At 73.8% G+C, this 24,339-nt stretch carries 23 protein-coding genes; 12 read left to right on the forward strand and 11 right to left on the reverse strand.

Going from position 1 to position 24,339, the window contains the following annotated elements; genetic code table 11:
* Positions 1-36: 36 nt before the first annotated feature.
* Complete coding sequence (locus AC3IX6_RS37920; RefSeq protein WP_489367848.1) at positions 37-1,248, forward strand: sensor histidine kinase; 1,212 nt, start codon at positions 37-39, stop codon at positions 1,246-1,248.
* Positions 1,245-1,922 carry a response regulator transcription factor gene (locus AC3IX6_RS37925; protein ID WP_489367849.1) on the forward strand — a complete coding sequence of 226 codons (678 nt, stop codon included), beginning with the start codon at positions 1,245-1,247 and terminating at the stop codon, positions 1,920-1,922. Before AC3IX6_RS37920 ends, AC3IX6_RS37925 begins: the two co-directional genes overlap by 4 nt.
* On the opposite strand, the gene AC3IX6_RS37930 is transcribed toward AC3IX6_RS37925, so the two are convergent.
* Positions 1,919-2,527 carry an SGNH/GDSL hydrolase family protein gene (locus AC3IX6_RS37930; RefSeq protein ID WP_489367850.1) on the reverse strand — a complete coding sequence of 203 codons (609 nt, stop codon included), beginning with the start codon at positions 2,525-2,527 and terminating at the stop codon, positions 1,919-1,921. The two genes, AC3IX6_RS37925 and AC3IX6_RS37930, sit on opposite strands and share 4 nt — an antisense overlap.
* A 174-nt stretch (positions 2,528-2,701) precedes the next feature.
* Here AC3IX6_RS37930 and AC3IX6_RS37935 point away from each other — a divergent pair, with 174 nt between their 5' ends.
* Positions 2,702-3,094: a hypothetical protein gene (locus tag AC3IX6_RS37935; RefSeq protein ID WP_489367851.1), complete on the forward strand. Its 393-nt coding sequence runs from the start codon at positions 2,702-2,704 to the stop codon at positions 3,092-3,094.
* Positions 3,095-3,103: 9 nt separating this feature from the next.
* On the opposite strand, the gene AC3IX6_RS37940 is transcribed toward AC3IX6_RS37935, so the two are convergent.
* The 3 genes from AC3IX6_RS37940 to AC3IX6_RS37950 all read right to left on the reverse strand — a co-directional run bounded on the left by AC3IX6_RS37940 (position 3,104) and on the right by AC3IX6_RS37950 (position 7,123).
* The gene (locus tag AC3IX6_RS37940) at positions 3,104-3,796 is read right to left on the reverse strand and encodes an aspartate/glutamate racemase family protein (protein ID WP_489367852.1); all 693 of its coding nucleotides are present in this window, start codon (positions 3,794-3,796) and stop codon (positions 3,104-3,106) included.
* 24 nt (positions 3,797-3,820) lie between these two features.
* The gene (locus AC3IX6_RS37945; protein ID WP_489367853.1) at positions 3,821-4,903 is read right to left on the reverse strand and encodes an FUSC family protein; all 1,083 of its coding nucleotides are present in this window, start codon (positions 4,901-4,903) and stop codon (positions 3,821-3,823) included.
* An 84-nt stretch (positions 4,904-4,987) separates the two neighbouring features.
* Positions 4,988-7,123 (reverse strand): PIG-L family deacetylase, encoded by a 2,136-nt coding sequence (locus AC3IX6_RS37950; protein WP_489367854.1) that lies wholly within the window; start codon positions 7,121-7,123, stop codon positions 4,988-4,990.
* Between the two features lie 620 nt (positions 7,124-7,743).
* Here AC3IX6_RS37950 and AC3IX6_RS37955 point away from each other — a divergent pair.
* From AC3IX6_RS37955 to AC3IX6_RS37965, 3 genes are all read left to right on the forward strand, one after another.
* Positions 7,744-8,967 carry a glycosyltransferase gene (locus AC3IX6_RS37955; RefSeq protein ID WP_489367855.1) on the forward strand — a complete coding sequence of 408 codons (1,224 nt, stop codon included), beginning with the start codon at positions 7,744-7,746 and terminating at the stop codon, positions 8,965-8,967.
* Between the two features lie 125 nt (positions 8,968-9,092).
* Entirely contained in the window at positions 9,093-9,977 is an 885-nt protein-coding gene (locus tag AC3IX6_RS37960; RefSeq protein ID WP_489367856.1) for a patatin-like phospholipase family protein, read from the forward strand.
* A gap of 331 nt (positions 9,978-10,308) precedes the next feature.
* Positions 10,309-11,922 (forward strand): alpha/beta hydrolase, encoded by a 1,614-nt coding sequence (locus tag AC3IX6_RS37965; RefSeq protein ID WP_489367857.1) that lies wholly within the window; start codon positions 10,309-10,311, stop codon positions 11,920-11,922.
* A 108-nt stretch (positions 11,923-12,030) separates the two neighbouring features.
* Here the strand turns inward: AC3IX6_RS37965 and AC3IX6_RS37970 are convergent, their stop codons facing one another.
* A complete protein-coding gene (locus tag AC3IX6_RS37970) occupies positions 12,031-13,470 on the reverse strand; it encodes an FAD-dependent monooxygenase (protein ID WP_489367858.1) in 1,440 nt (479 codons plus the stop codon).
* A gap of 38 nt (positions 13,471-13,508) precedes the next feature.
* Between AC3IX6_RS37970 and AC3IX6_RS37975 the strand changes: the two genes are divergently transcribed.
* Complete coding sequence (locus AC3IX6_RS37975; protein WP_489367859.1) at positions 13,509-14,207, forward strand: TetR/AcrR family transcriptional regulator C-terminal domain-containing protein; 699 nt, start codon at positions 13,509-13,511, stop codon at positions 14,205-14,207.
* Positions 14,208-14,258: 51 nt separating this feature from the next.
* Here AC3IX6_RS37975 and AC3IX6_RS37980 read toward each other — a convergent pair whose 3' ends face one another.
* Together AC3IX6_RS37980 and AC3IX6_RS37985 are read right to left on the reverse strand one after the other, a co-directional pair.
* Positions 14,259-15,830, reverse strand: coding sequence for an MFS transporter (locus AC3IX6_RS37980; protein ID WP_489367860.1), 1,572 nt, complete (start codon positions 15,828-15,830; stop codon positions 14,259-14,261).
* Positions 15,831-15,858: 28 nt separating this feature from the next.
* Complete coding sequence (locus tag AC3IX6_RS37985) at positions 15,859-16,167, reverse strand: hypothetical protein (protein ID WP_489367861.1); 309 nt, start codon at positions 16,165-16,167, stop codon at positions 15,859-15,861.
* Between the two features lie 15 nt (positions 16,168-16,182).
* On the opposite strand from AC3IX6_RS37985, the gene AC3IX6_RS37990 reads away from it, so the two are divergent.
* Positions 16,183-16,335 carry a hypothetical protein gene (locus AC3IX6_RS37990; protein WP_489367863.1) on the forward strand — a complete coding sequence of 51 codons (153 nt, stop codon included), beginning with the start codon at positions 16,183-16,185 and terminating at the stop codon, positions 16,333-16,335.
* On the opposite strand, the gene nadE is transcribed toward AC3IX6_RS37990, so the two are convergent.
* Positions 16,290-17,120: an NAD(+) synthase gene (gene nadE, locus AC3IX6_RS37995; RefSeq protein WP_489367864.1), complete on the reverse strand. Its 831-nt coding sequence runs from the start codon at positions 17,118-17,120 to the stop codon at positions 16,290-16,292. The genes AC3IX6_RS37990 and nadE overlap by 46 nt on opposite strands.
* A gap of 148 nt (positions 17,121-17,268) precedes the next feature.
* On the opposite strand from nadE, the gene AC3IX6_RS38000 reads away from it, so the two are divergent.
* The 4 genes from AC3IX6_RS38000 to AC3IX6_RS38015 all read left to right on the forward strand — a co-directional run bounded on the left by AC3IX6_RS38000 (position 17,269) and on the right by AC3IX6_RS38015 (position 21,274).
* Positions 17,269-17,829 carry a PadR family transcriptional regulator gene (locus tag AC3IX6_RS38000; protein ID WP_489367866.1) on the forward strand — a complete coding sequence of 187 codons (561 nt, stop codon included), beginning with the start codon at positions 17,269-17,271 and terminating at the stop codon, positions 17,827-17,829.
* Positions 17,830-17,914: 85 nt separating this feature from the next.
* On the forward strand, positions 17,915-19,639 hold the full coding sequence (locus tag AC3IX6_RS38005; protein ID WP_489367867.1) for an acyl-CoA dehydrogenase family protein: 1,725 nt from the start codon (positions 17,915-17,917) through the stop codon (positions 19,637-19,639).
* Between the two features lie 310 nt (positions 19,640-19,949).
* A complete protein-coding gene (locus AC3IX6_RS38010; RefSeq protein WP_489367868.1) occupies positions 19,950-20,828 on the forward strand; it encodes an oligopeptide:H+ symporter in 879 nt (292 codons plus the stop codon).
* On the forward strand, positions 20,792-21,274 hold the full coding sequence (locus AC3IX6_RS38015; RefSeq protein ID WP_489367869.1) for a POT-type proton-dependent oligopeptide transporter: 483 nt from the start codon (positions 20,792-20,794) through the stop codon (positions 21,272-21,274). Before AC3IX6_RS38010 ends, AC3IX6_RS38015 begins: the two co-directional genes overlap by 37 nt.
* A gap of 43 nt (positions 21,275-21,317) precedes the next feature.
* On the opposite strand, the gene AC3IX6_RS38020 is transcribed toward AC3IX6_RS38015, so the two are convergent.
* From AC3IX6_RS38020 to AC3IX6_RS38030, 3 genes are all read right to left on the reverse strand, one after another.
* A complete protein-coding gene (locus tag AC3IX6_RS38020) occupies positions 21,318-22,436 on the reverse strand; it encodes a glycosyltransferase (RefSeq protein WP_489367870.1) in 1,119 nt (372 codons plus the stop codon).
* 252 nt (positions 22,437-22,688) lie between these two features.
* On the reverse strand, positions 22,689-23,522 hold the full coding sequence (locus AC3IX6_RS38025; protein WP_489367872.1) for an SDR family oxidoreductase: 834 nt from the start codon (positions 23,520-23,522) through the stop codon (positions 22,689-22,691).
* Positions 23,523-23,799: 277 nt separating this feature from the next.
* A complete protein-coding gene (locus tag AC3IX6_RS38030; protein ID WP_489367873.1) occupies positions 23,800-24,339 on the reverse strand; it encodes a GNAT family N-acetyltransferase in 540 nt (179 codons plus the stop codon).

The following is a 24,339-nucleotide window of genomic DNA, read 5'->3' on the forward strand; positions in this document are numbered from 1 at the left end:
TGCTGGACGCCATCGGACGGGACGGGGAGAGAAGCCATGGCCAGACTGCGGAGCAGGACCGTCGGACGGCGGTTCACGATTCTCTACGCCACGGTGTTCCTGCTGTCCGGGATCGGGCTGATCGCCCTGATCTACCTGTTCTCCCGCTCGGACTTGACCGTGACCGCCCCCGGACAGCCGCCCCCGGGCGGGTCGGCCACGGGCGTCGCGCAGCACGTCCTCGACCTCGAACGACAGCTCGCGGACGTCCACGCCCAGCAGTCCAGGCAGCTCCTGTTCGGCTCCCTGATCGCCATCGTCGTCATGGCCGCCGTCTCGCTCCTGCTCGGCCGGATGCTCGCCGGGCACGTCCTGCGCCCGCTGCGCCTGATCACCGCGGCCACGCGGCGGATCTCCGCCGACACCCTGGACCAGCGGCTCGCCGTGGCCGGGCCCGACGACGAGGTCAAGGAGCTCGCGGACACGGTGGACGGCCTCCTGGCGCGCCTGGAGGCCTCCTTCGCCGCGCAACGGCGCTTCGTGGCCAACGCCTCGCACGAACTGCGCACCCCGCTGACGACGATCCGGGCTTCACTCGACGTGGCCGTCGCCAAACCGCAGCCCGCGGCGCAGACCGTCGCGCTCGCCGGCCGGGTGCGTACCGAACTCGACCGGGTGGACCGCCTGTTGGAAGGCTTCCTCGTGCTCGCCCGGGCCCAGCACGGGGTCCTGCCCGACCGGGTTCCCGTATCGCTCGCCGAGCTGGCGGGAGAGGCGCTGGCCGCCAGGGCCGCCGCCGTCGCGGAGAAGAACCTGACCGTCGAGCACGGGCTGACGCCCCGGGCGTGGACACGGGGCAGCCCGGCGCTGCTGTCCCGGCTGGTGCAGAACCTGATCGACAACGCGATCGTGCACAACCAGGGGGGCGGCTGGATCCGGATCACCACCGAGGACGACGCCCCCTGGGCCCGCCTCGTCGTCGAAACCGGCGGGAGCGTCCTCGATCAGGAGCAGGTGGACCGGCTGACGCAGCCGTTCGAGCGGCTCGGCACCGACCGGACCGGCTCGCAGGAGAGTTCCGGACTGGGGCTGTCGATCGTCGCCGCCATCGTCTCCGCGCACGGCGGCCGCCTCGACCTCCGCGTCCGGCCGGAAGGCGGACTGAAGGTGACGGCCGCGATGCCGGCCGCGATGCCGGCCGCGGTGCCGGCGGCGGACGCCCCCAACGGCTCGGACGGCTCGGACGCCCTGATCGGGGGGACGCCGTGAGGATCCTGGTCGTCGAGGACGCGCGCTCGCTCGCGGAGGTCGTCGCCGAAGGACTGCGCGACCAGGGAATGGCCGTCGACCTCGCGCACGACGGGCTGGCCGCCGCCGCCAAGCTCGACGTCAACGCGTACGACGTGGTGGTCCTCGACCGGGACCTGCCCGGCATCCACGGCGACACGCTCTGCCGGATGATCACGGAGCGGGACGACCGCGCGATGGTGCTGATGCTGACCGCGGCCGGAGCGCCCGGCGACCGGGTCAGCGGCCTCACGCTCGGCGCCGACGACTACCTCGCCAAACCCTTCCACTTTCCGGAACTGATCCTGCGCATCCGCTCCCTGGCCCGCCGCAGGCCCGCGGCCCGGCCCCGCACCCTGCGCGCCGCCGGAATCGAACTCGACCCGGTGCACCGCACCGCCCTGCGGGACGGGACCCGCCTCGAACTCTCCGTCAAGGAGTTCGCCGTCCTGGAGGCGCTGCTCCGGGCCAGTCCGGGCTTCCTGAGCGCCGAGGACCTGCTCGAACAGGTGTGGGACGAGAACGCCGACCCGTTCACCAATACGGTCGCGGTCACCGTGGGCCGCCTGCGCCGCAAACTGGGCGGTCCGCAGATCATCACGACGACCCCCGGCGTGGGCTACCGCATCGCCGCCCCTCCGGAAGGGACTACTTAGAGCGGGTTCAGTTCCCCCAGTCCCAGCGTGCGCAGGGTGTGGTTCGCCATGTGCAGGTGGCCGACCGCGTTGGGGTGGGCGGCGTCGTCGAGCCAGGAGATCGGGTCCGACGTGCCGTGGTGCTCCAGCCAGTGGGCCTCGTGGTCGACGAGCAGTGCGCCGGTGTCCTTCGCGATCTCCCGTACGGCCCGGCAGTACGCGGGGAGTGACGCGCGCCGCTCCCGGCCCGCCAGGGCGACCAGCACCGGTGTGTGCAGGACGACCTGGGTCCGCGGAGCCGCTCCCGCGATGATCCTCCGCATCGCCTCGTGGAAGCCGGGGAGTCCCTCCTCGCCGGCGATGCAGTCGTTGGTGCCGAGGGACACGGACAGCACGTCCGGTTCGAACCGGCCGATGAGGTGGTCGTGGAGCGCGAGGACGTCCGTCGCGCCCCATCCGGAGACTCCGGTGTTGACCACGATGTCGGTGGGCCGGTTCAGCTGCCACCGGACCCGCTCGTGCACGTGCTCGACCCAGCCGCGGGCTCCGTGGGTGTGCAGCGCGGCCTGGGTGATGCTGTCCCCGGTCGCCACCCAGGTCATGGGGCTCTCCGTCAGCCGGATCATCGGTGTGTTCCTTCCCCGTCCGGTCGCCGCGCGCCTCCGTCGGCCGCGGTGCCCCGTCGACGGACCATGCTGCCCGCCCAAGATCATTCGTACAATGCCCTGCCGGCCGGCAGCTCCGTGAAGACCGGGACGGATAATGGCACGGCACGTACCGAGCGGAGAGTTGACGAAGCGATGACGCTGAACGAAGGCCGGCGGGTGCGGCTGGCGGCCGACACCCGGCTGACCGACTGGGTCGCGATGACGGAGGACCCTTCGGGTGCGGCGGGGGCCGTCGCCGGTTCGCTGTCCCTGGCGGCGGGTACCGAGGGCACCGTCGTGCGGGTGGTCGAGCACGACCGGCAGACCGAGGAGTCCCGCGAGTACGAGAGGCTCAAGTCGCTCCTCGACGCCTACGGCGCGGGCATGCCGGCGGAGAGCAAGAAGCAGCTGGAGGAGAAGGTCGCCGGTCTGGAGCCCGCGTGGGCCGCCTACCGTGCGGAGCCCCTCCGAGTGACCGTCCGGGTGCGCTTCGACAACGGATTCATCCTCGACGACGCACACGAGGACGTCTTCGACCCCGCCTGACGACAGGCCCTAGGGGGCCAGGGCCGCGTCCACCGCCGCCTCGGCGTGCAGGCGGGCGGTGGGGAAGAGCGGTACGGGGCTGTCCGCGGGGCCGATGAGGAGCTCGATCTCCGTGCACCCCAGGACGACTCCCTCGGCGCCCCCGGCGACCAGGTCCTCGACGACCCGGCGGTAGGCGGCACGCGATTCCTCGCGGACGACGCCGAGGCAGAGCTCCTCGTAGATCACCCGGTGTACGCGTGCACGTGCCTCGGGGCCGGGGACGATCACGTCGAGCCCGCCCGCGGCCAGGCGGCCCCGGTAGAAGTCCTGTTCCATCGTGAACGCGGTGCCCAGGAGCCCCACCCGGCGCAGTCCGGCGCCGCGGACGGCGGCGGCCGTGGTGTCCGCGAGGTGCAGGAGCGGGACGGAGACGGCGGCCTCGACCTGGTCCGCGACCTTGTGCATGGTGTTGGTGCAGATCAGCAGGAGCTCCGCGCCCGCCGCTTCCAGCGACCGGGCGGCGCCGGCCAGTACCTCGCCGGCTTCCTCCCAGCGGCCCTGGACCTGCAACCGCTCGATCTCCGCGAAGTCCACGGAGTAGAGCACGCAGCGCGCGGAGTGGAGTCCGCCGAGGCGCTCGCGGGTCCGCTCGTTGAGGATCCGGTAGTACTCCGCCGTCGACTCCCAGCTCATACCGCCGATCAACCCGATCGTCTTCATGCGCCAAGCATAAGGGGAAGTTCGCTATGGCCACTCCTCCATAAGCCTGCCTTTGGGTTCATGAAGGGCGGGGCTCAGTGCGTCGAGGACCCGGTGCAAGGGACGGCGCAGGGCAACGGCGACGGGCCGGGGATCCGCGCGGGCGTAGGCGGCCAGCCCGTCGCGGGCGGCGGTCACGGCGGCCGCGGGGTCGTCTCCCGACAAGGCGTCCTCGACGGCCCGCGCGGTGAGCGAGGCCAGTTCGGGAACCCGGAGCCGGGCCCGCGCGAGCTCCGCCGCGAGGTCGTCCCGGCAGGTGAACGCGTCCACCTCACCGGCCAGGGTCGCCACGTGCACGGCGAGCCCGTCGGCGGTCGCGATGCGCTCGGCCCGCAGGCGTACGGTGCCGCGCTGACGGCGGCGCAAGGGGTTGAACCGCAGGGCGCGTTCGGCGTCACGGGCGCGGGCGGCCCCCGCGTGCACCGCTTCGACATGGGCGTGCACCCGGGTGAGGTTGTCGCGGGCGGCGGCCGGACCGCCGCCCAGCACGGCCGCGGTGCCGGTGAGCGAACGGCTCAGGCGCGCGGCGCAGTCGCCGGCGACGGCTGCCAGGACGCGCTGGGGGTCGGGCGGCCACAGCAGCGGAGCGAGGAGGATGGTGACCGCCGCGCCCGCCACGGTCTCCCACACGCGGTCCAGGGCGTAGGAATCGGGGGAGGTGTTGGCGAAGACCAGCAGCGAGGACAGCGCGACCTGGATGTTGTTCGTGCCGCCGGCCCGCAGGACCATGCCGACGCCCAGGCCCAGGGCCACCACCAGCGCCAGGGTGAGGGTGGAGGGCCGCCACAGGTTCAGGACGCCGATGGCGATCAGCACGCCCGCGACGACCCCCAGGATCCGCTGCAGCGAGGTGCCCAGGGCCGTCATCGGATCACCGCGCAGGGCCACCAGGGGGACCATCGCCGCGAACACCGGCGGCTGGTCGGCGCCCAGCCACAGCGCGGCCTGCCAGGCCGCGGCCACGGTGACCACGATCCGGGCGGCGGCCGGACCCTCGGTGCGCAGGAGCTCCCGGGCCCGGCGTGCCCGCCCGGCCCGGTGCACCGGGGAGTCGGCGAGATCGGTCATCCGTCCCCTTCGGTGTTCCGTCCGGCCTCCCGCGCGGTTCGGCCGGGACCCGGCGCGATCCGCCGCCATCGTCGCCCGCACCGCTCAGTGCTGCCACCCGGAGCTCGCGCGCTGGCCCGCTGTGCCCGCTGCGCCCGCCGGTGACGGAACGGCCCGGTACCAGGGGGAGGAGGGCGGACGGCTGCCGAGCGGTGCGGAGCCGGCCGGGGGAGCGGTCGTGACGTGCAGAGCGCCGTCCAGACCGAGAACGGCGCCGACGGCCGTGCCGTCCTGCGCGGTCAGGGCCGCCGGGGCGCCCGTGTAGTGCATCTGGGACTCGTACCAGGTCGGTCCGCCGTCCGTGTCCGATGCGCCGACGGTACCCGCGCCCGCCCGGCCCGCGAGCAGGCCGCCCGCGACGCCGACGGCGCCGTAGCCCCCCTCGCCGCCCGCCTCGGTGACCGCGGAGAACTCCGGTACGGTCCCGCCCGCGGTGACCAGGCTCGAGGCGACGGTGCCGGTGCCGGGGAGGCGGAAGTACAGGGCGACGCCGTCGCCCTTCGCGCTCGCCGAGAGCGGCCCGGTGGTCGCCGGCAGCTCGGTGGTGACGGGGCCGCCGAACTCGGCGTCCGGAGTCGGCTGGACCCAGGCCAGCACGCTCTGGGCCGTGGCCGCGTACACGTGGCGCCGGCCGGCCGCGTCCGTCGCGGTGACGGGGTCGCCCTGCAGGCCCGAGCCGCCCAGGGAATCCCACGCGCCGAAGACGCCGTCGGGTGCCGACTGCGTGCTGGCGCGCAGGGTGCGCCGGGAATCGCGTACGTAGACGGTCATCCGGCCGGTACGGTCCAGGGCCACGGCCGGTGCGCTGATCGCCGAGGTGAGGGACGCGTCGTCCGTGTCCGGGGTGCCCAGCGACAGCCACGGGCCGAAGGCGCCGTCGGGCGCGGCCTGGACGGAGTACACGAGCTCGCGTCCGTACTCCTGGGGGGTGCTGCCCAGTGTGGTCCGGGCGGCGAAGACCGCGACCCTGCCGTCGGGGAGCCGGACCGCCGTCGCACCCGCGTCCATCCCGGTGCCGTCGAGGAACCGGGGCCCCTGCCAAGGGGCCTTGGGTCCGCTGCGGGTCCAGTAGGCCATCCGGCCGTCCAGCACGGTGAAGGCCCACAGCCGGCCGGACACGCCCTCGGTCATCCAGGAGGTGACGTCGCCCCGGCCGTAGCGGATGGTCCGGCTCCAGCCGGAGCCGGCGGGCCGGGCGGCCGTCTTGCGGTCGCCGCAGCCGGCGGGGCTGCCGCACCAGTTCTCGTGGTCGGACCAGGCGTAGGTCTTGAGGTAGCCGAGCTTCTCCTCGGCGGCCTGCGGGTCCAGCGCCGGGGGCAGCGAGCTGTTGGGATAGCTCACGTAGTTCTGCACCGAGAAGTGCGGCCGGTCCGTGGACTTCGCGTAGCGCTCGGCGGCGGCCTGCACGAAGCGGGCGCCGTATATGTGGTCCTGGTGGTCGAGGAAGAAGGCGCCGTTGCGCGTCCGGCCGGGGGTCGGGTCCTGGGTCCGTATGGTGGTCGGCCGGTACAGGGCGAAGACCCCCGCGATGGCCTCCACGACCTGGTCCTTGTCGTACGAGAACCCGGGCTTGACCGGAGTCCCCGAGCTCAGCTGGGCCCCCAGGGCGGGGACCCGGCCGTCCCACAGTCCGCGCAGGCTGTCCGGATTGTCGCCCGACAGGGTGCGGGCCTCCCGCAGCTGCATCCACACCAGGTTGACCTCGGGCCGCGCCACGAGGACGTCCACCTCGGCGCTCCCGCCGCCGAGGGTGGGTATGGAGCGGCGCTGCCAGGCGCTGGTGCGGTCGCCGGTGGCCATCTGCGCGTAGGCGGCCCGGATGCCGTTCTGCCGGGCCTCCGCGTAGGCGGCGTGGTCGGCGGGACCCGCGGGGTCCTGCAGGTGCGGGCTGCGGGCCTCGTTGTGGCCGTCGCCCTCGCCGGAGGTGAGGTAGAGGGTGGTGACCTTGATGCCCGTCGATATGGAGCGGCTCAGATCGGGGTTCATGAAGTAGAGGTCGTCGTCGGGGTGTGCGACGACCTGGAGGACCGTGCCCCCGGTCACGCTCGGGCGCAGCCCCGCCCCGGGGGCCGCGGACTCCGGCGTGCTCTCGTACCCGTAGGCCCAGGTCGTCACGCCGGCGGCGCCGACGGTGAACGCGGCGAGCAGGCCCGCGATGCGGGTGCGGCTGGCCAGGGACATCTGCAACGCCTCGGGGGTCGGTCGATCGGGTGCGGAACCGGGCTGCGGGGCGGGTCCGTGCCCCGTTGGCCCCACCGCTTTCCGGAGACGACCGGGCCCGATTATGCCTCGGGGGCGTGCGCCTGACACACCGTCGGGTCGACTATCAGGTGATATGGAGCATCTCGCGTCGATCACCGGAATGGATGCGCTTTGTCCCGATAGGTCGCGAGGAGAATCCCGCCCCGTGCCCCGCCGGTCCGGGCGGTTCGCGGCGCTGTCGCGCTCCTGGTGCAGGCGGCCGTGCGGGCGGTCGCGGCCCAGGTGGGCGCCGCGGGAGGCCCGGTCCCCGCACCTGACGAGGAGTCGGCGGCCGGAGGTGAATCGTCCGGGGCGGCCGCGCGAGGGGGGCGCCTCCCGTGTGAGCGGATCCACACGGCGGGCGCCGGCTCCGAGGCCCGCGGGCGGAGGGGTGCCCGAGACGGCGACGGCCGGCTCGGATCCGTCGCGCAGTGCGCCCCGACCATGATCAACATACAGCGCACAGGGGGGCTTGCGGCAAGGCCCGGTACATGGCGAAGAATCGCGGACCGAAGCCGGAATGCACGGCGCCCGCCCCTACCGAAATGTGAGGTGCCGCAATGCGTGTGGTGTTGTCGACGTACGGGTCGCGCGGAGCCGTGGAACCGATGGCGGGGCTGGCGGTACGGCTGCGGGAGCTCGGCGCGGAGGTGCGGATGTGCGCACCGCCCGACGAGGAGTTCGCCGTACGTCTGGCAGGTCTCGGCATCGAGCCGGTGCCCGCCGGCAGCCCGGTGCGCCCGCTGGTGACCTCGGTGACACCCGGATCCGCGGAGGGCCTCGCGCAGCGGGCGGCGGACCTGATGACCGCGCAGTTCGACATGGTCGCCGCGGCGGCCGAAGGCGCGGACGCCCTGGTGGCCACCGGCCCCCTGCCGGTCACCGCCGCCGCGCGGTCCGTGGCCGAGAAGCTGGGCCTCCGCTTCGTGCACGCGAGCCACCAGCCGGTCAGCCTGCCGTCGCCGCACCGCCGCCCGCCCGCGCGGCGGGGGAGCCCCCTGCCGCCGGACGCCACCGACAACCAGGCGCTGTGGGACCAGGACGCCGCCCTCGCGCACACCATGTTCGGCGAGACCCTCAACACCCTGCGGGCAGGCGCCGGCCTGCCGCCCGTGCACTCCGTCCGGGACTACGCCTTCACCGCCCACCCGTGGCTGGCCACGGACCCGCTCCTCTCCCCGTGGCAGCCGACGGATCTCGGCGTGGTGCAGACCGGAGCGTGGTGCGCGCCGGACGAACGCCCGCTCCCCGCCGAACTGGTGGAGTTCCTCGACGGCGGCCCGCCGCCGGTCTACGTGGGCTTCGGCAGCACCCCCCTGGGCGCCCCCGGCGAGGTCGCCCGCGCGGCCGTCGCGGCGATCCGCTCGCAGGGCCGCCGTGCGGTCGTCTCCCGGGGCTGGGCCGAACTGGCCCTTGTCGACGGCCGCGACGACTGCGTCCTCGTCGGCGAGGTCAACCATCAGGCGTTGTTCCGCCGGGTGGCCGCCGTCGTGCACCACGGCAGCGCCGGCACCACGACGACCGCCACCCTGGCCGGCGCGCCCCAGGTGGTGGTGGCCCAGGGCGCGGACCAGCCCTACTGGGCCGGCCGGGTCGCCTGCCTCGGCATCGGCGCCGCCCACGAGGGCCCGGTCCCGGCAGTCGAGTCCCTGTCCGCCGCACTGCGCACGGCGCTGACCCCCGAGACCCGCGCCCGGGTGGCCGACGTGGCCGCCGCGGTCCGCGCCGACGGGGCGACGGTGGCCGCGCGGCTGCTCCTCGCGGGGGACGGCCGGACCGGCTGACCGCGTGACCGGTTGACCGCGTGACCGGTTGACCTCAAGTGAGGTCGAGGTCCTACCGTCGGCCCCGTCGGCCGTCACCTGACGGCACGCACGGCGTGAACGGCATGAGACGAGGGGCGGACCCCGTGAACCTTGACACCGGAGCCACCACGGAGCGGGCACTCGTACTGGGACCGGGCGGCCCGGTCGGCACGGCCTGGATGGCGGGCCTGGCCGGTGGACTGCGCCGCACCGGGGTCGATCTCGGCGGCGCCGACCTCGTCGTCGGCACGTCGGCCGGTGCGATCGTCGGCGCCCTGCTGGCCACCGGCCAGGACCCCGGACGGCTCGCCGCCCCCGGAGCCCGGACCGGTCCGGCCGCCCCCGGAGCCGAGGCGGACGCGGCCCGGCTGGGCTCCGTGTTCGCCGTGCTCGGGGAAGCCGGGCTGGACCCGGGAGAGGCCCGGCGCCGGGTCGGCCGGATCGCCCTGGACCACGCCGCATCGGCATCCGGCCCCGACGCCGAGCGGGCGCTGCTCGCGGGCCGGGCCGCACTGATCGGCCACGGCGGCTGGCCGGACCGCCGGCTGCTGATCACCGCGGTGGACGCGGCCACCGGAGAGCCCGTGGTGTGGGACCGTACGAGCGGCGTCCCGCTGGTGCGGGCCGTGGCCGCGAGCAGCGCCTTCCCCGGAGCCGAGCCGCCCGTCGCCATCGGAGGGCGGCGGTACATGGACGGCGCCCTGCGCGCCGGGACCAACGCCGACCTCGCGGCCGGGGCACGCACGCTGGTCCTCGTGGAGCCCCTGGCGCACCTGTTCCCCCGCGCGCCGCTCGAGGAGCAGCCCGAGCACGCCGGGGCGCGGAGCGTCGTGACCCTCGCGCCGGATCCGGACGCCGTGCGGGCGTTCGGACCGGACCTCCAGGACCTGGCGCACTGGGAGCCGGCGTACCGGGCGGGCCTCGACCAGGCGAGCGCCGCCGCCGAACGGCTCCGCCCGGTGTGGAACACGGGAACCGGCACGGCCTGACACGGCCGCCCGCCCCGCCATCCCGCCCCGCCATCCCGGCCCACGCTCCCGCGCCGGCCTCGCGAACCCGGTGAAGCCGAACCGGCGGCCGGGCCCGCGGTCATCCGCTCGGCCCAGCGGGACGGCCCGGCCGGTGTGCGGGCCGAACCGGCAGGCCGAACCCGCAGGCCGGGGCCGTACGTTCCGCATCCCGTCGGGCCCGCCGTCTATCCCGCCCGCCCCACGGATGGGAACCTGAACCTGCCGCTCAGCCGAGCGCGGGCGCCACACCCTTCCCCCCGGAGCCCCTGCGCGCCCCTGCAGTCGACCCGCCATCAAGGGAGTTCACCGCATGCAGACCCGTTTGGCCGACGATGCGCGCAAGCGAGTGGTCTGGGGGATAACCCTCGTCCTGATCGCCGTCACCGCGCTGCTCGGAGCCCGGCCCGGGGCCGCCACGGCCACCGCCCTGCCCGCCCCGCCCGTGCCCGTCCTGTCCTGGGGACCCTGCTCCGACGGACAGGGCGACGGCTTCGAGTGCGCGACCGCACAGGTACCGCTCGACTACCGCAGGCCCACCGGAACCACGATCGCGCTGGCCGTCACCCGGCGGCTCGCGGCCGACCCGGCCCACCGCACCGGCGTCCTCGTCCTGCACCCCGGCGGCCCCGGCAACTCGGGCGTGAACTTCGCCCGCAACAGCTACGCCGCACTCCCCGCCGCCCTCCGCGACGGCTTCGACGTCGTCGGGTACGACATGCGGGGCGTGGCCCGCAGCGGCCAGGTGGAGTGCTGGAACGACACGGAGTACTCGGCCGCCGTCGACGCCGCGCGCGGCGTCCCGGGACCGGGCGCCCTGCGGACCGCCGTCCGGCAGGGCCAGGAGTTCGCCGCCGCCTGCCGGGAACGCGCCGGCGGCCTCGTGCCGTTCATCGGCACCGCGTCCAACGCCAAGGACCTCGACCTGCTGCGCCAGGCCCTCGGCGAGGAGACGCTCACCTTCTACGGCCGTTCCTTCGGCAGCTACGTCGGCACCGTGTACGCCGCGCAGTTCCCGCGGCGGGTGCGCGCCATGGTCCTGGACGGGGCCTACGATCCGCGCCGCTACGCCGACGTGCCCTATGCCTACGACGCCGCGCAGTTCACCGCCCTGGACGCGGCGGTCGGCCGGTTCCTCGACTGGTGCGCACAGAACGCCACCGCCTGCGGATTCGGCGCGGGCCGGCCCCACCAGGCCTTCGAACAGCTCAAGCGGGACCTCGACGCCGATCCCGTCATCACCGCGAGCGGACGCCCGGCCACCGGCTACACCCTGGCCTACCGGCTGATGTTCAACATCAACTCGGGCAAGGAGATCTGGCCCTACCTGGGAGAGGCCCTGGCCTTGGCCCAAGCGCACAAGACCTCCTTCCTCCTCTCACCCCCCTCACCGGGGTCCTTCGACTTCCTCAACGTCAACCTGGCCGTCGAGTGCGCCGACCGTGTCTACCCGGCCGGCCGCCTTCTCCTGGGGGCCCTGGTCGGCGCGGAAGCCGCCTCGGCGCCCCTGCTCGGTCCGCCCATCGGCCTGGGACCGCCCACCTACGACCACAACCACGCGCCCACCTGCGCGCAGTGGCAGGCGGAACGCCCCAGCCGCTACGAGGGCTCCTACCGGGCGGCCGGTTCGGCCCCGATCCTGGTCCTCGGCACCACCGGGGACCCGGACACCCCGTACCAGGACGCGGTGGCGCTGGCCGGGACGCTGGACGCGGGGCGGCTCCTGACCTTCTCCGGCGAGGGCCACACGGCCTACAACCGGAGCGCGTGCGTCAGCGCCCTCGTCAACGACTACCTGGCCACCCTGGCCCTGCCCGCCCGGGGCACGGTCTGCGCGGACGAGACACCCCCGGAGCCCCTCGCCCGCCGCACCACGGCCCCGCCGACAGCCGACGAAACGAACGACGTGATCCCCACCCTGCGCTGACCCCGCCGGTCCCCGAGCAGCTCGCGCCGCACATCCCGAGCTCCCGTTCAGCCGAAAGGCCGGACGGGATCTCGGTGTTCGCGCAATCCCCCGGCCGCGTAAAAGCGATCAGCTCCCCGGTGTGGGTGGGGCGGGGTGGGTCAGGTGGGTGAGGTAGGCGGGTAGGCCGGTCGCGTCGTCGGCCGCCCAGCCGACGTAGCCGTCGGGGCGGATCAGGAAGAGGCCCTTGCCGTACGGCTCGTACGGGGCGATCCGGTGGACGTGCAGGAACTCCTGACTCAGGGGCGGCAGTTCGGCGTCGGTGCCGACGGCGAGCAGGGTGAAGTGCGGTCCGCGGAACAGGTCGAAGAGCCTGCGGCCGTCCGGCAAGGGCCCGTCGGGGGCGCGGTCCCCGGCCTCCAGGGCGCCCGCGGCTCCCTGGGAGAGGGGGCCGCCCCGGTAGCCCAGGCCGAGCTGGCGGGTGGCGCCGCCGCGCTCTTCCTGGCCGCGGTGGATCCGGGTGGACAGGCCCAGTACGTGCGCGGCGACGGGTTGGCGTTCCTCCTCGTAGGTGTCCAGGAGCGCGGGATCCGCGCCGTGGCGCAGCACCTGTCCGAGCTTCCAGCCGAGGTTGTAGGCGTCCTGCACGCTGGTGTTGAGGCCTTGGCCGCCGGCGGGGGAGTGCACGTGCGCCGCGTCGCCCGCGAGCAGCACGCGGCCGGCGCGGAACCGGTCGGCCATGGCGGCGCGCGGCCTGAAGTCGGAGGCCCACCGGACCTCGGTGACGTCCTGCGTGCTCAGGTGGGTGAGGGCGGCGACCGCGGCCGGGACGTCGAGATCGTCCGTCCGCGCCACGAACTGGTGCTCGTCGGTGCCGGGCAGCGGGCACAGCGCGGCGAAGCCGCCGTCCGGGCCCGGGAACAGGTGCCAGTGGTCGCGGTCCAGGGCTCCGGGGCGCAGCCGGACGTCGGCCACGACCATCGGGGCGGGATCCACGGTCTCGCCGGTCATGCCGATGTCCAGCGCCTTGCGGACGGTGGAGCGTCCGCCGTCGGCGGCGACCAGGTAGGCGGCGCGCAGCGTGCTGCCGTCCGAGAGGTGCGCGCTCACCCCGTCGGCGTCCTGGTCGAAGCCGGTCAGCGCGGTGCCGAAGCGGACGCGGCCGCCCAGCCCGGTGAGGCGCTCGAACAGGATCTCCTGGGTGCGCCACTGGGGCAGGAGCCGGGCGCGCGGATGCGGCTCGGTGTCCGTGGGGCCGCCGACACCGCTGTCGCCGAGCATGTCGTGCTCGCCCACGGGCCGGCCGTCCTGCCAGATCTGCCCGATGGGCGCGTGGGCGCTCGCCTCGCGCACCGCGTCCCCCACGCCGAGGTCGTCGAAGACCTCCAGGGTCCTGGGCTGGAGCCCTTTGCCCCGCGAGCCGGGGAAGAGGTTCTCGGCCCGCTCGACGACCAGGGCGTGGACGCCGCGGCGGGCGAGGTCCAGGGCCAGGGCCAGTCCGGTGGGGCCGGCGCCGACGACGAGCACGTCGGGAGCCCCGTTTTCCTTAACGCTGTTAAGTGCGGTCATGGGTACGAGAATGTGCTTAACGCTGTTAAGTTGTCAAGGTGGTGAGAGAAGAACGAGAAGCGAAACCCGAACGGGCCCGGCTCGACCGGGCGACGGTGGCGGCCACCGCCCTGCGGCTGCTCGGAGACGTGGGCCTGGACGGGCTCACCCTGCGGGCCATCGCCAAGGAGCTGGACGTCAAGGCGCCCGCCCTGTACTGGCACTTCAAGGACAAGCAGGCGCTGCTCGACGAGATGGCCACCGAGATGTTCCGCAGGATGACGGCGGACCTGGACGCGGCCCGTCCGCCCGGCGACTGGTCCCAGGCGCTGGAGGCCGCGATGCGGGGGTTGAGGGGGCACCTGCTGCGCTACCGGGACGGAGCCAAGGTCTACAGCGGTACGCATTTCACCGACATGAGCTACGCCGCTCCGATGGAGGCCCACCTGCGGACGCTCGTCGCGGGCGGCTTCACGGCCGCGGGGGCGGCCCGGGCCTGGTTCACCGCGTACAGCTACACCATCGGGTACGTGATCGAGGAGCAGTCGATGGGCCCGCTGCCCGGATCGGACGGCGAGGGCTACGACCTGGAGGCCCGCGCCGAACGGCTCGCCGGCTACCCGCTGACGGCCGAGGCGGGCCCGGAGATGTTCCGCGATCAGGACGCCGGCTTCGAAGCGGGCCTCGCGGCGGTGCTCGCGGGCATCGCCACGACCCTGCTCCCGCCGGCCGCGCGGCCGGGCCCGCAAGCCCCGTAGGTCCTACCGGGTCCGCCGACCTCACAGGCCCCGAAGGTCAACCGCGCCCCGTCAGGGCGTCGGGGCCGCGACCGCCGCGCCCCGCATCTCGCGACGGGGCGCGGGCGCCGGTGCGGTGACCATGACGGCGGCCGTGGCGGCGCCCAGGAGCATGATGCCGGCCGCCCACCAGAGCGCGACCCCGAAGCCGTGCACCACCCCCTGGGCCTCGATCAACCGCTGCGCCGGGGACGCGGTGGCGCCGTCGGCGGCCTGCGCCGGTCCCGCGAGGTGCGCGGCGACGTACGCCGTCGCGGCCGTGCTCGCGATGGTGTTGAGCAGCGCCGTCCCGATCGCCCCGCCCACCTGCTGGGCCGTGTTGACGGTGGCGGAGGTGATTCCGGAGTCCTTGCGCGCCACGCCCTGGGTGGCCGTCGACATCACGGGCATGAAGACCAGGCCCATGCCGAAGCCGAGGACCAGCATGGCGGGGAGCACGTGCGTCGCGTACGAGGAGTCGACCGTCAGCCGCGTCAGCAGGACCAGCGCCAGGGTGGCCAGGAGCAGCCCGGGAACGATCAGCAGGCGCGGGGCGAGCCGGTCGAGGAAGCGCGCGGAGACCTGGGTCGCACCGGTGATGATCGCCAGGGTCATCGGGAGGAAGGCCAGCCCGGTCCTGACGGGGGAGTAGCCGAGGACGAGCTGGAAGTAGTAGGTCATGAACAGGAACAGCGCGAACAGGCCGATGGTGGCCAGCGCCATCGTGACGAGGCAGCCGGCCCGCGTCCGGTCCCTGATGATGTGCGGGGGGAGCATGGGGTCGCTCGCCCGCGTCTGCCACCAGCCGAAGGCGGCGAGCAGGATGCTCCCGCTGACGAGGAGGCCGAGGACCAGGCCGTCGGACCAGCCGCGCGCTTCGGCCTCGCTCAGCCCGTAGACGATGGCCACGAGCCCGCCGCAGCCGAGGACCGCTCCAGGGACGTCGAGCCTGGCTCCCGTACGGCCCGTGCCGCGCAGCACGGCGAAGGCGCCGATGACCGCGATCGCGGCGATGACCACGTTGACGTACAGGCACCAGCGCCAGTTCAGGTACTCGGTGAGCAGGCCTCCCGCGATCAGGCCCACGGCTCCGCCGCCGCTCGCGATCGCGGCGAACACGCCGAAGGCCTTGGCGCGTTCCCTCGGAGTGTCGAAGGTGGTGGCCAGCAGCGACAGCGCGCACGGCGCGAGGAGCGCCGCGAAGACGCCCTGCAGCGCCCGGGCCGCGAAGAGCGTGCCCGGTCCGCCCGCCGCGCCGCCCAGGGCGGAGGCGACGGCGAAACCGCTCAGGCCGATGACGAACGCCCGCCTGCGCCCGATGAGGTCCGCGATGCGCCCGCCCAGCAGGAGCAGCCCGCCGAAGGCCAGCGAGTAGGCGGTGATCACCCACTGCCGGTTGCCGTCCGACATCCCCAGATCGCGCTGGGCGGAGGGGAGGGCGATGTTCACGATCGTCGCGTCGAGGACGACCATCAGCTGAGCCAGCCCGATGACGGCGAGCGCCCACCAGCGCCGGGGGGCGGGCGGAGCCGACGGTACGCCGCCCGCGGGCCGGGGTGCGGCGTCGGGCATCGGGCCGGATGGGGTTCCGCTGGCGGACGTCATGCAGTCAGCCAAACACGGATCGTGATGTTCAGCCCGCCTGGAGATCCGGCGGTGGGACCCGGCGGCCCCAGCCGGAACGGCCGGACGGGTGAGGGGCCCGGCGGCGCCGGTGGAGTCGGTAGTGGCGGCGGTGCCGGTGGACGCTGCCGGGACGGCCCGGCCGACCCGCCCGTGCGCCCGGCCCGGAGCCCCGTACCGCACGCACGGCGCCCGGCGCGGCCGCCGCCCGCTGCCGGCGGACGTGGCGGCGGCGCAGGGCCGTGTACAGGGCGGCCGTGGCCACGCTCGCGGCGCACCAGGCGCCGAGGATGACGAGGATCGTGCTGAGGACGGCCACGGGGACTCCTCGGGTGTGAACGGCAGCGCCTGGACGCTGCCGGGCAAGGTGGTGCTCGCCGTGACCGACCAGTACCCGGAGGAGGCGGACTTCACGCCCGCCGCCCCCGACGCGGACGGCCGTTACGGCGCGATCGGCAGCTGCCGCTTGTGCTCGGTCAGGCGGTAGCGGCGGACGATCGTGTCGAAGGCGCGCTCCCCGACCGGCTTGCCCTCCAGGAAGTCGTCGATCTCGTCGTACGTGACACCCAGTGCGTCCTCGTCTGCCTTGCCCGGGTCGAGGGTCTCCAGGTCCGCCGTCGGCGTCTTCCAGACCAGCTCCGCCGGCGCGCCCAGGGCATCGGCGCAGGCCCGCACCCGGCGCTTGGTCAGCCCGGTCAGCGGCACCACGTCGGCCGCCCCGTCCCCGAACTTCGTGAAGAAGCCGGAGACCGCCTCGGCGGCGTGGTCGGTGCCGACGACCAGGCCGTCGTGCGCGCCGGCCACCGCGTACTGGGCGATCATGCGCTGGCGGGCCTTGATGTTGCCCTGCACGAAGTCCTGGTGGTGGGCGTCCCGGAAGACGGTCCCGCCGGCCAGCGAGGCGGCCAGCGCCGCGTCGCTCGCGGGCTTCACGTCCACGGTCAGCACCCGGTCGGCGTTGATGAAACCGAGGGCGAGCTGCGCGTCCCGCTCGTCTGCCTGGACCCCGTAGGGCAGGCGCATGGCGTAGAAGGTCGCCTCGTGCCCGGCCGCCCGGACCCGCTCCACGGCGAGCTGGCAGAGCCGGCCGGCCGTGGTGGAGTCCACCCCGCCGCTGATCCCGAGCACCAGGGAGCGCAGGCCGGTGGACGTGAGCCGCTCGGCGAGGAACGCCACCCGGCGCTCGATCTCCCGCTGGGCGTCGAAGCTCTCGGCCACCAGGAGCTCCCGGGCGATCTCCTGCTGCAGGGCGGTGGACGCCGGCTGGCTCACGGTTGCTCCTCATGATGGTGCGTCGGTTCGCGACGCGACGGGATGCGATGCGCTGTCCCGCCGACCCTAACCGAGCGCGCGGGTGAGCCGTGTCTCACCCTCGCGGCGGCGCTTGTCTATGCAACGAGTTGCATAGAAAGATCAGGGCATGGCACTTGAGCACGCGATCCTCGTCTCCCTGCTGGAGCAGCCGGGGTCCGGATATGAGCTGGCCCGCCGGTTCGACCGGTCCATCGGCTACTTCTGGACCGCGACCCACCAGCAGATCTACCGCGTGCTCAGCCGGATGGAGGGCGACGGACGGCTCGACGTCCGCGAAGTGCCGCAGCGGACCCGGCCGGACAAGAAGGAGTACTCCGTCACGGCCGCCGGCCGCGCCGCCCTCTCGGCCTGGCTCCACGAGCCGATCCAGGCCGACACCGTCCGCCACGAGCTCGCCGTGAAGATCCGCGGCGCGGCCTTCGACGATCCGGCCGCCCTGATCCGCGAGGTCGAGCGGCACCACCGGACGCACGCCGACCGGCTCACGCACTACCTGGCGGGCGAGCTCCGCGATTTCACCGGACCGCAGGCGCCGGCTCCGGACCCCTCCGACGCCGGGCGCGAACTCCAGCACGTCGTGCTCCGCGGCGGCATCGCCTACGAGCGCATGCAGCTCGCCTGGCTGGAGGACGTCCTGGCCACCCTCCACGGCCTGGCCCCTTCCTGACCCGGCGCCGCCGAGCCCTCCCTCCTCCTCCCCCTCCTTCGTCACCCCTCATCCTCCGAATCCTCCGACCGGAAGGCGAACGCCCATGAGCGACCAGCTGCTGTTCAACCCGCGCACCTACGACCCCGCGCACTTCGACCCCGAGACCCGCCGCCTGCTGCGCGCGACCGTCGACTGGTTCGAGGAGCGCGGCAAGCGCCGGCTGATCGAGGACTACCGCACCCGCGCCTGGCTGGGGGACTTCCTCGCGTTCTCCGCGAAGGAGGGCCTCTTCGCGACCTTCCTCACCCCCGAGCCGGCCGCCGGCCAGGACGGGCCCGACAAGCGCTGGGACACCGCGCGCATCGCCGCCCTCAACGAGATCCTCGGCTTCTACGGCCTCGACTACTGGTACGCGTGGCAGGTCACCATCCTCGGACTCGGCCCCGTCTGGCAGAGCGACAACGCCGCCGCCCGCGACCGCGCCGCGCAGCTCCTCGACGCGGGCGAGGTGTTCGCGTTCGGCCTGTCCGAGAAGACCCACGGCGCGGACATCTACAACACCGACATGCTGCTGGAGCCCGCTGCCGACGGCGGCTTCCGGGCCACCGGCTCGAAGTACTACATCGGCAACGGCAACGCCGCCGGCCTCGTCTCCGTCTTCGGCCGCCGCACCGACGTCGAGGGCCCCGACGGCTACGTCTTCTTCGCCGCGGACAGCCGCCACCCCGCGTACGACGTGGTGAAGAACGTGGTCGACTCCTCCAAGTACGTCAGCGAGTTCCGCCTCACGGACTACCCGGTCGGCGCCGAGGACGTCCTGCACACCGGCCGCGCCGCCTTCGACGCCGCCCTGAACACCGTCAACGTCGGCAAGTTCAACCTCTGCACCGCCTCGATCGGCATCTGCGAGCACGCGATGTACGAGGCCGTCACCCACGCCCAGGGCCGCATCCTCTACGGCCGCCCCGTCACCGCCTTCCCGCACGTGCGCCGCGAGCTGACCGACGCGTACGTCCGCCTCGTCGGGATGAAGCTGTTCAGCGACCGGGCCGTCGACTACTTCCGCTCCGCGGGCCCCGACGACCGCCGCTACCTCCTCTTCAACCCGATGACCAAGATGAAGGTGACCACGGAGGGCGAGAAGGTCATCGACCTGATGTGGGACGTCATCGCGGCCAAGGGCTTCGAGAAGGACACCTACTTCGCCCAGGCGGCCGTCGAGATCCGCGGCCTGCCCAAGCTGGAGGGCACGGTCCACGTCAACCTGGCGCTCATCCTCAAGTTCATGCGCAACCACCTGCTGGAACCGGCCGACTACGCCCCCGTCCCGACCCGCCTCGACGCGGCCGACGACGGGTTCCTCTTCCGGCAGGGCCCGGCCCGGGGTCTGGGATCCGTACGGTTCCACGACTGGCGCCCGGCCTACGAGGCGTACGCCGCCGTGCCCAACGTCGCCCGGTTCCGCGCCCAGGCCGATGCCCTCTGCACGTTCGTCGAGACCGCCGCCCCCGACGAGCGGCAGAGCCGCGACCTCGACCTCCTCCTGGCGGTCGGCCAGCTCTTCGCCCTGGTCGTGCACGGGCAGCTCGTCCTGGAGCAGGCCCGGCTGACCGGTCTGGACGAGGACGTGCTCGACGAGCTGTTCGGAGTCCTCGTACGGGACTTCTCCGCGCACGCCGTCGAACTGCACGGCAAGGACTCCGCCACCGCGGACCAGCAGGCCTGGGCCCTGGACGCGGTCCGCCGCCCGGCCGTGGACGCGGACCGCTCGGCGCGCGTGTGGGCGCGGGTGGAGGCCCTGGCGGGGGCGTACGAGATGAAGGCCTGACGCGGGCCCTCCCCGGCCCGGCACCCGGCGGCCGCCCGCCGGGTGCCGGGTGCCGGGCCGGGACTTTGGACCCGGGTCTCGCGTGGACCGCTCCGGCCTTTCGGCCGGTGTGCGGGCCGCCCTCCGGGGTGTTGGCTGGAAGGAGTCGTAACAGCCGGAGCACCCACCCCGAGAGGCTGGAACACCACGATGTCGACGTCCACGGAACAGAGGACGGAGGTGATCGCAGAGAACCGCACCCGTACGGGTCTGCTGCCGCTGTGCCTGAGCGAAGCAGCGGAGCGGTTCTCCTTAGCGGTCCTTCTACGGAATGCGAGCGGTACTGGCGCTCTTCCTGATCGACACCGCCCACGGCCTCGGCATGTCGAAGACCACGGCGGTCGCCCTCGTCGGCGCCTACCTGTCCGCCTGCTACTTCACCGCCCTGCCGGGCGGCTGGATCGCCGACCGGCTGCTCGGCGCCCGTAAGACCGCCCTCACCGGCGGGGTGGCCATCCTGGCCGGACACATCGCGCTCGCCTTCGAGGCCGGAGCGGCCGGCGTCTACACCGGCCTCGTCCTCATCGCGGTCGGCACCGGCCTGCAGAAGCCCAACATGACCGCCCTGGTCGGAAAGCTGTACGCGCAGGGCACCGACCAGGAGCGGGACGCGGCCTACAGCAAGTTCTACGCCAGCGTGAACGTCGGCGGCCTGGCCTCGACCCTCCTCGTGGGCTGGCTCGGACTGCACTTCGGCTGGAACGTCGCCTTCGCCACGGCGGCCGTGGCCATGGCCGTCAGCCTGTGCGTCTTCCAGGCCTCGGGCAGCCTCCGCGAGGCCGCCGACGCACCCGGCCGCCCGCTCACCCGCGCCGAGGCGCGCACGGTGGCCGCCCGGGCGCTGTGCTGCGTGGCCGGCCTCCTCGCGGCGGTCGCCGCCGCCCGGGCGACCGGCACACTGACCCTGCCCCACGCACTCACCGCGTTCGCGGTCCTGGCCGTCGTCGTACCGGTCGGCTACCTCGTCACCCTGCTGCGCCGCCCGGACCTCGACGCGCGGGGACGGGCGGGCATCCGCGCCTACGCGCGGCTGTTCGCGGCGGCCGTCGCCTTCTTCTGCATCTTCGACCTGGCCGCGTCCACGTGCAGCTGTTCGCCGCGGACCACGTGGACATGGAGGGCATCCCCGTCACCTGGCAGGCGGCCCTGAACCCCGTCATGACCATCGCCTTCGCCGGGGTCCTCGCGTACGTGTGGCGCAAGGTGCGCATCTCCTCCCCGGCGAAGTTCTCCACGGGACTCGTCCTCGGCGGACTGTCCTTCCTCCTGCTCGCCGTTGCCGCCGGCCAGGCCGCCGGCAACGCCCACATCTCCCTGCTCTGGCTGGTCGGCCTCTACGTCCTGCTGAGCACGGGCGAGCTGTTCCTCTGCCCCACCGGACTGTCGATCAGCCACAAGCTGGCCCCGGCCGGCACCGGGTCCCAGCTCGTGGGCCTCTTCTTCCTGGCCGCCGCGGCGGGCGACGCCATCGGCAGCCAGGTCGCCACCCACCTGACCGGCGCCGCCCTCTACATCGCCCTCGGCGGCCTCGCGCTGGCAGCCGGCCTCGCGATGGCCGTGGCTACACCGAAGCTGCGGGTGCTCACCGGCGAGTGAACCGGCCGCACGCCCAGGCGGCCGTCCCGCCCAGCCGATCTTGCTATCCGATGGCCTCGAAGGAGGCGACGAGGTCGGTGGGCGAAGGCAGCGCGACGATCTCGGACCGCGTGGCGGCGGCCCCCTTGCGGAGGGCCTCGTCGGTGAGCAGCCGGCCGAGCAGGGCGGCGTCCACCTCGGCGCCGGTCGTGCGCAGGGCGAAGCCCAGGCCGGTGGCGGCCTCGGCGTTGATGAAGTGGTCCGCGCCCTGCGGGAGGATCAGCTGCGGGACGCCCAGAGCGGCGGCGGTGAGCATGGTCCCGGCGCCGCCGTGGTGCACGATCGCGTCCGCGGTGTCCAGGAGCTGGGCCAGCGGCACCCAGGGCAGCGCCCGGACGTTGCCGGGAAGCGTGCCGAGCGGGCTCAGGTCGATGTCACCGACCGCGAGCAGGAAATCGGCGTCGACGGAAGCGGCCTCGGAGATGACCCGGGCGACCGGGTCGACCCCGGCGAACGCGGTCACCACGGTCCCGAGGGTCACGGCGATCCGGGGCCGGGAGCCACGGGCCACGAGATCGCCCGGAACCGAGCCGCCGCCGTTGTGCGGCACGTAGCGGACGCGCCAGCCGGTGCCGTCCCCGCCCAGGGAGGAGGGCACGACGTCGAGGACGGTGTGGGTGGCCGGGCCTTCGATCCCGCGGGCCGCGTACTCGTCCGCCAGCAGGCCGCCGAGCCGGCCGACCATGCCTAAGCCGGACATCACGCCGAAGTTGTGGACCACGGCCGGTATGCCGAGGGCCGCGGAGACCAGGGGCGCGGCGGCCTGGAAGGCGGCGTGGACGATGACGTCCGGCCGCCAGGCGGTGGCGAGGGCGAGGAGGTCGTCGATGGTGACCCGGCCGTGCTCGGCGAAGCCGGCCGCGGCGAGCCGCTCGGTGTCCTCGGGGCTGTTGCCGTCCGTGACGAACTGGAGGTCCGAGCCGTTCTGGGCGCGCTTGAAGGTGTCCATCAGCGTCGAGCCGTCACCGATCTCGACGGTGGGCAGACCGGCCTGCCGCATCTGGTCGTACGGTGCCGAGACCGCGAACAACACCTGGTGCCCGGCGGCCTGGAGGGCCTGGGCGGTCGGCACCATCGGGAACAGATGGCCCACCGAAGCGGGGCCGGTGAAGAGGAAGCGCACGGTATGACTCCTTGGGCGGGGCCCCGAATTTCCGCTCGGTCAGGGCCCCTTGAGGGTTCTGGCACCTGTTCGAACGAATCCGCTCTCAGCTCGGTTTCCACTAAGATGATCGAATTTCGGACGATTCTGGCCTGCATCCGACCCTCCGGAGGCGGGTGCTGAGGATTCGCCGACCCGACCCGACCCGACCCGACCTGACCTGACCTGACCCGACCCGACCACCGGCTGCCCCGATGGCCCGCGGCCCGTCGGTCAGTCCTGGGGCGGGCCCTGTACGAGGAGGCGGGCCGCCGCGTGATCGGCGCGGTCCGCCTCCTCCGACGCGTCGATGTAACCGTAGGCATCGTCGCCGATCGGGATCCGCAGGGGCGTGGGGCCCTCGGCGGCGACGATGTCCAGGACCTGCGCGGCGAAGTACTCGGGGCGTCCGGTCTCGGGACTGTCCGCGAGGCCCCGGGCCCCTTCGAGCATCTCGCGGTTGGTGGCGTCGTAGGCGGGGACCCGGTGGGCGGCTTCGGCCATGGAGGTGCCGTAGCGCGTCGCGAACATGCCCGGTTCGACGACGGTGACTCGGATGTTGTGGGGAGCCGCCTCCATCGCGAGGGTCCGGCTCATGCCCTCCAGGGCGTGCTTCCCGGCGGTATAGGCCGCCAGCCCGGGGAAGGCCAGCCGGCCGACCACGGACGAGACGTTGAGGATGTGGCCGTGCCCCTGGGCCCGCATCAGCGGCAGCACGAGCCGCGCGAGCCGCCAGGGGCCGACGACCAGCGTCTCCAACTGGTCGCGGAGTTCGGCGTCCGAGACCTCCTCGACCGCGCCGAACAGGCCCACGGCGGCGTTGTTGACGAGGATGTCGATGCCGCCCAGGCGTTCCACCGCGGTGCGGACGGCCTCCTCGCAGGAAGCGGCGTCCCGCAGTTCGAGCGGGACCGGGACGATGCGGCCGGGCCAGGCGGCGGCCAGATCCTCCAGGTCGGCGGTCTTGCGGGCGGTGACGGCCAGTTCGTCCCCGGCCCGGGCCGCGGCGGTGGCCAGTGCGTACCCGAGCCCCGAGGAGCATCCCGTGACCAGCCAGCGTCGTCCCATGGTTCCCCCGTGATGGCCGAGTTGCCCCTGTTGGTGGCGGCAGTTCATGGTCGGGGCGGCTCCGGTCCGGGGTCATCCCCGCTGCGGGGGCGCGCGGAGGCGCGCAGGCGCACGTCGGGGCGCGCGCACGCGCCGGGCGCTGCCTGCCGCCCGGCGGGTCCGCCGGACCGGGTGCTGCGACCGGAGCGGAGGCCTGCGTGAGCGGACCGGAGGCCTGCGTGAGCGGACCGGACGCCTGCGTGACCGGACCGGACGCCTACGCGACCGGGCCGCACGCCTACGTGACCGGGGCGCCACCGCTCGCCCGGGCGGCGCGGCGCAGCCGGGAGCGGGCCGGATCCTGGGCGGAGTGCGAGGCCGTGGCGGTGTGTTCCCGCGGGTTCGGGCGGACGAAGAGGGTGACCGTGACCTGCTCGGCGAACCCGTTGCGCCGCATCATCGCGGCGGAGGCCGCGTTGCCGCTCTCCACGTCGGTGATGATCCGGGACGCCCCCGCCGCGAAGAGCGCGGCGCAGCAGTGCTCGACCAGGGAGCTCGCGACACCCCGACCCCGGGCGCGCTCCTCCAGCGCGATCCACTCCAGGTAGCCCCAGTCCTCCCGCTCGTCGTAGGACAGCGATCCGAGAACGAATCCGAGCAGCCCCTCCTCGTCGCGGGCGATCCAGCAGGCGTCCGGCTGGGCGTCCCAGTGCGCGGCCACCGACGACAGGGACCAGGAGGTGTAGGGCATCGCCTTTACGTCGAAGGACCGGTAGCCGAGAGCGAGAACGGCATCGAGGTGGGTCAGTCGCAGCGGGAGGATCTCGACTTCACTCAT

It is taken from the genome of Streptomyces sp. GL_141 (assembly GCF_057834385.1).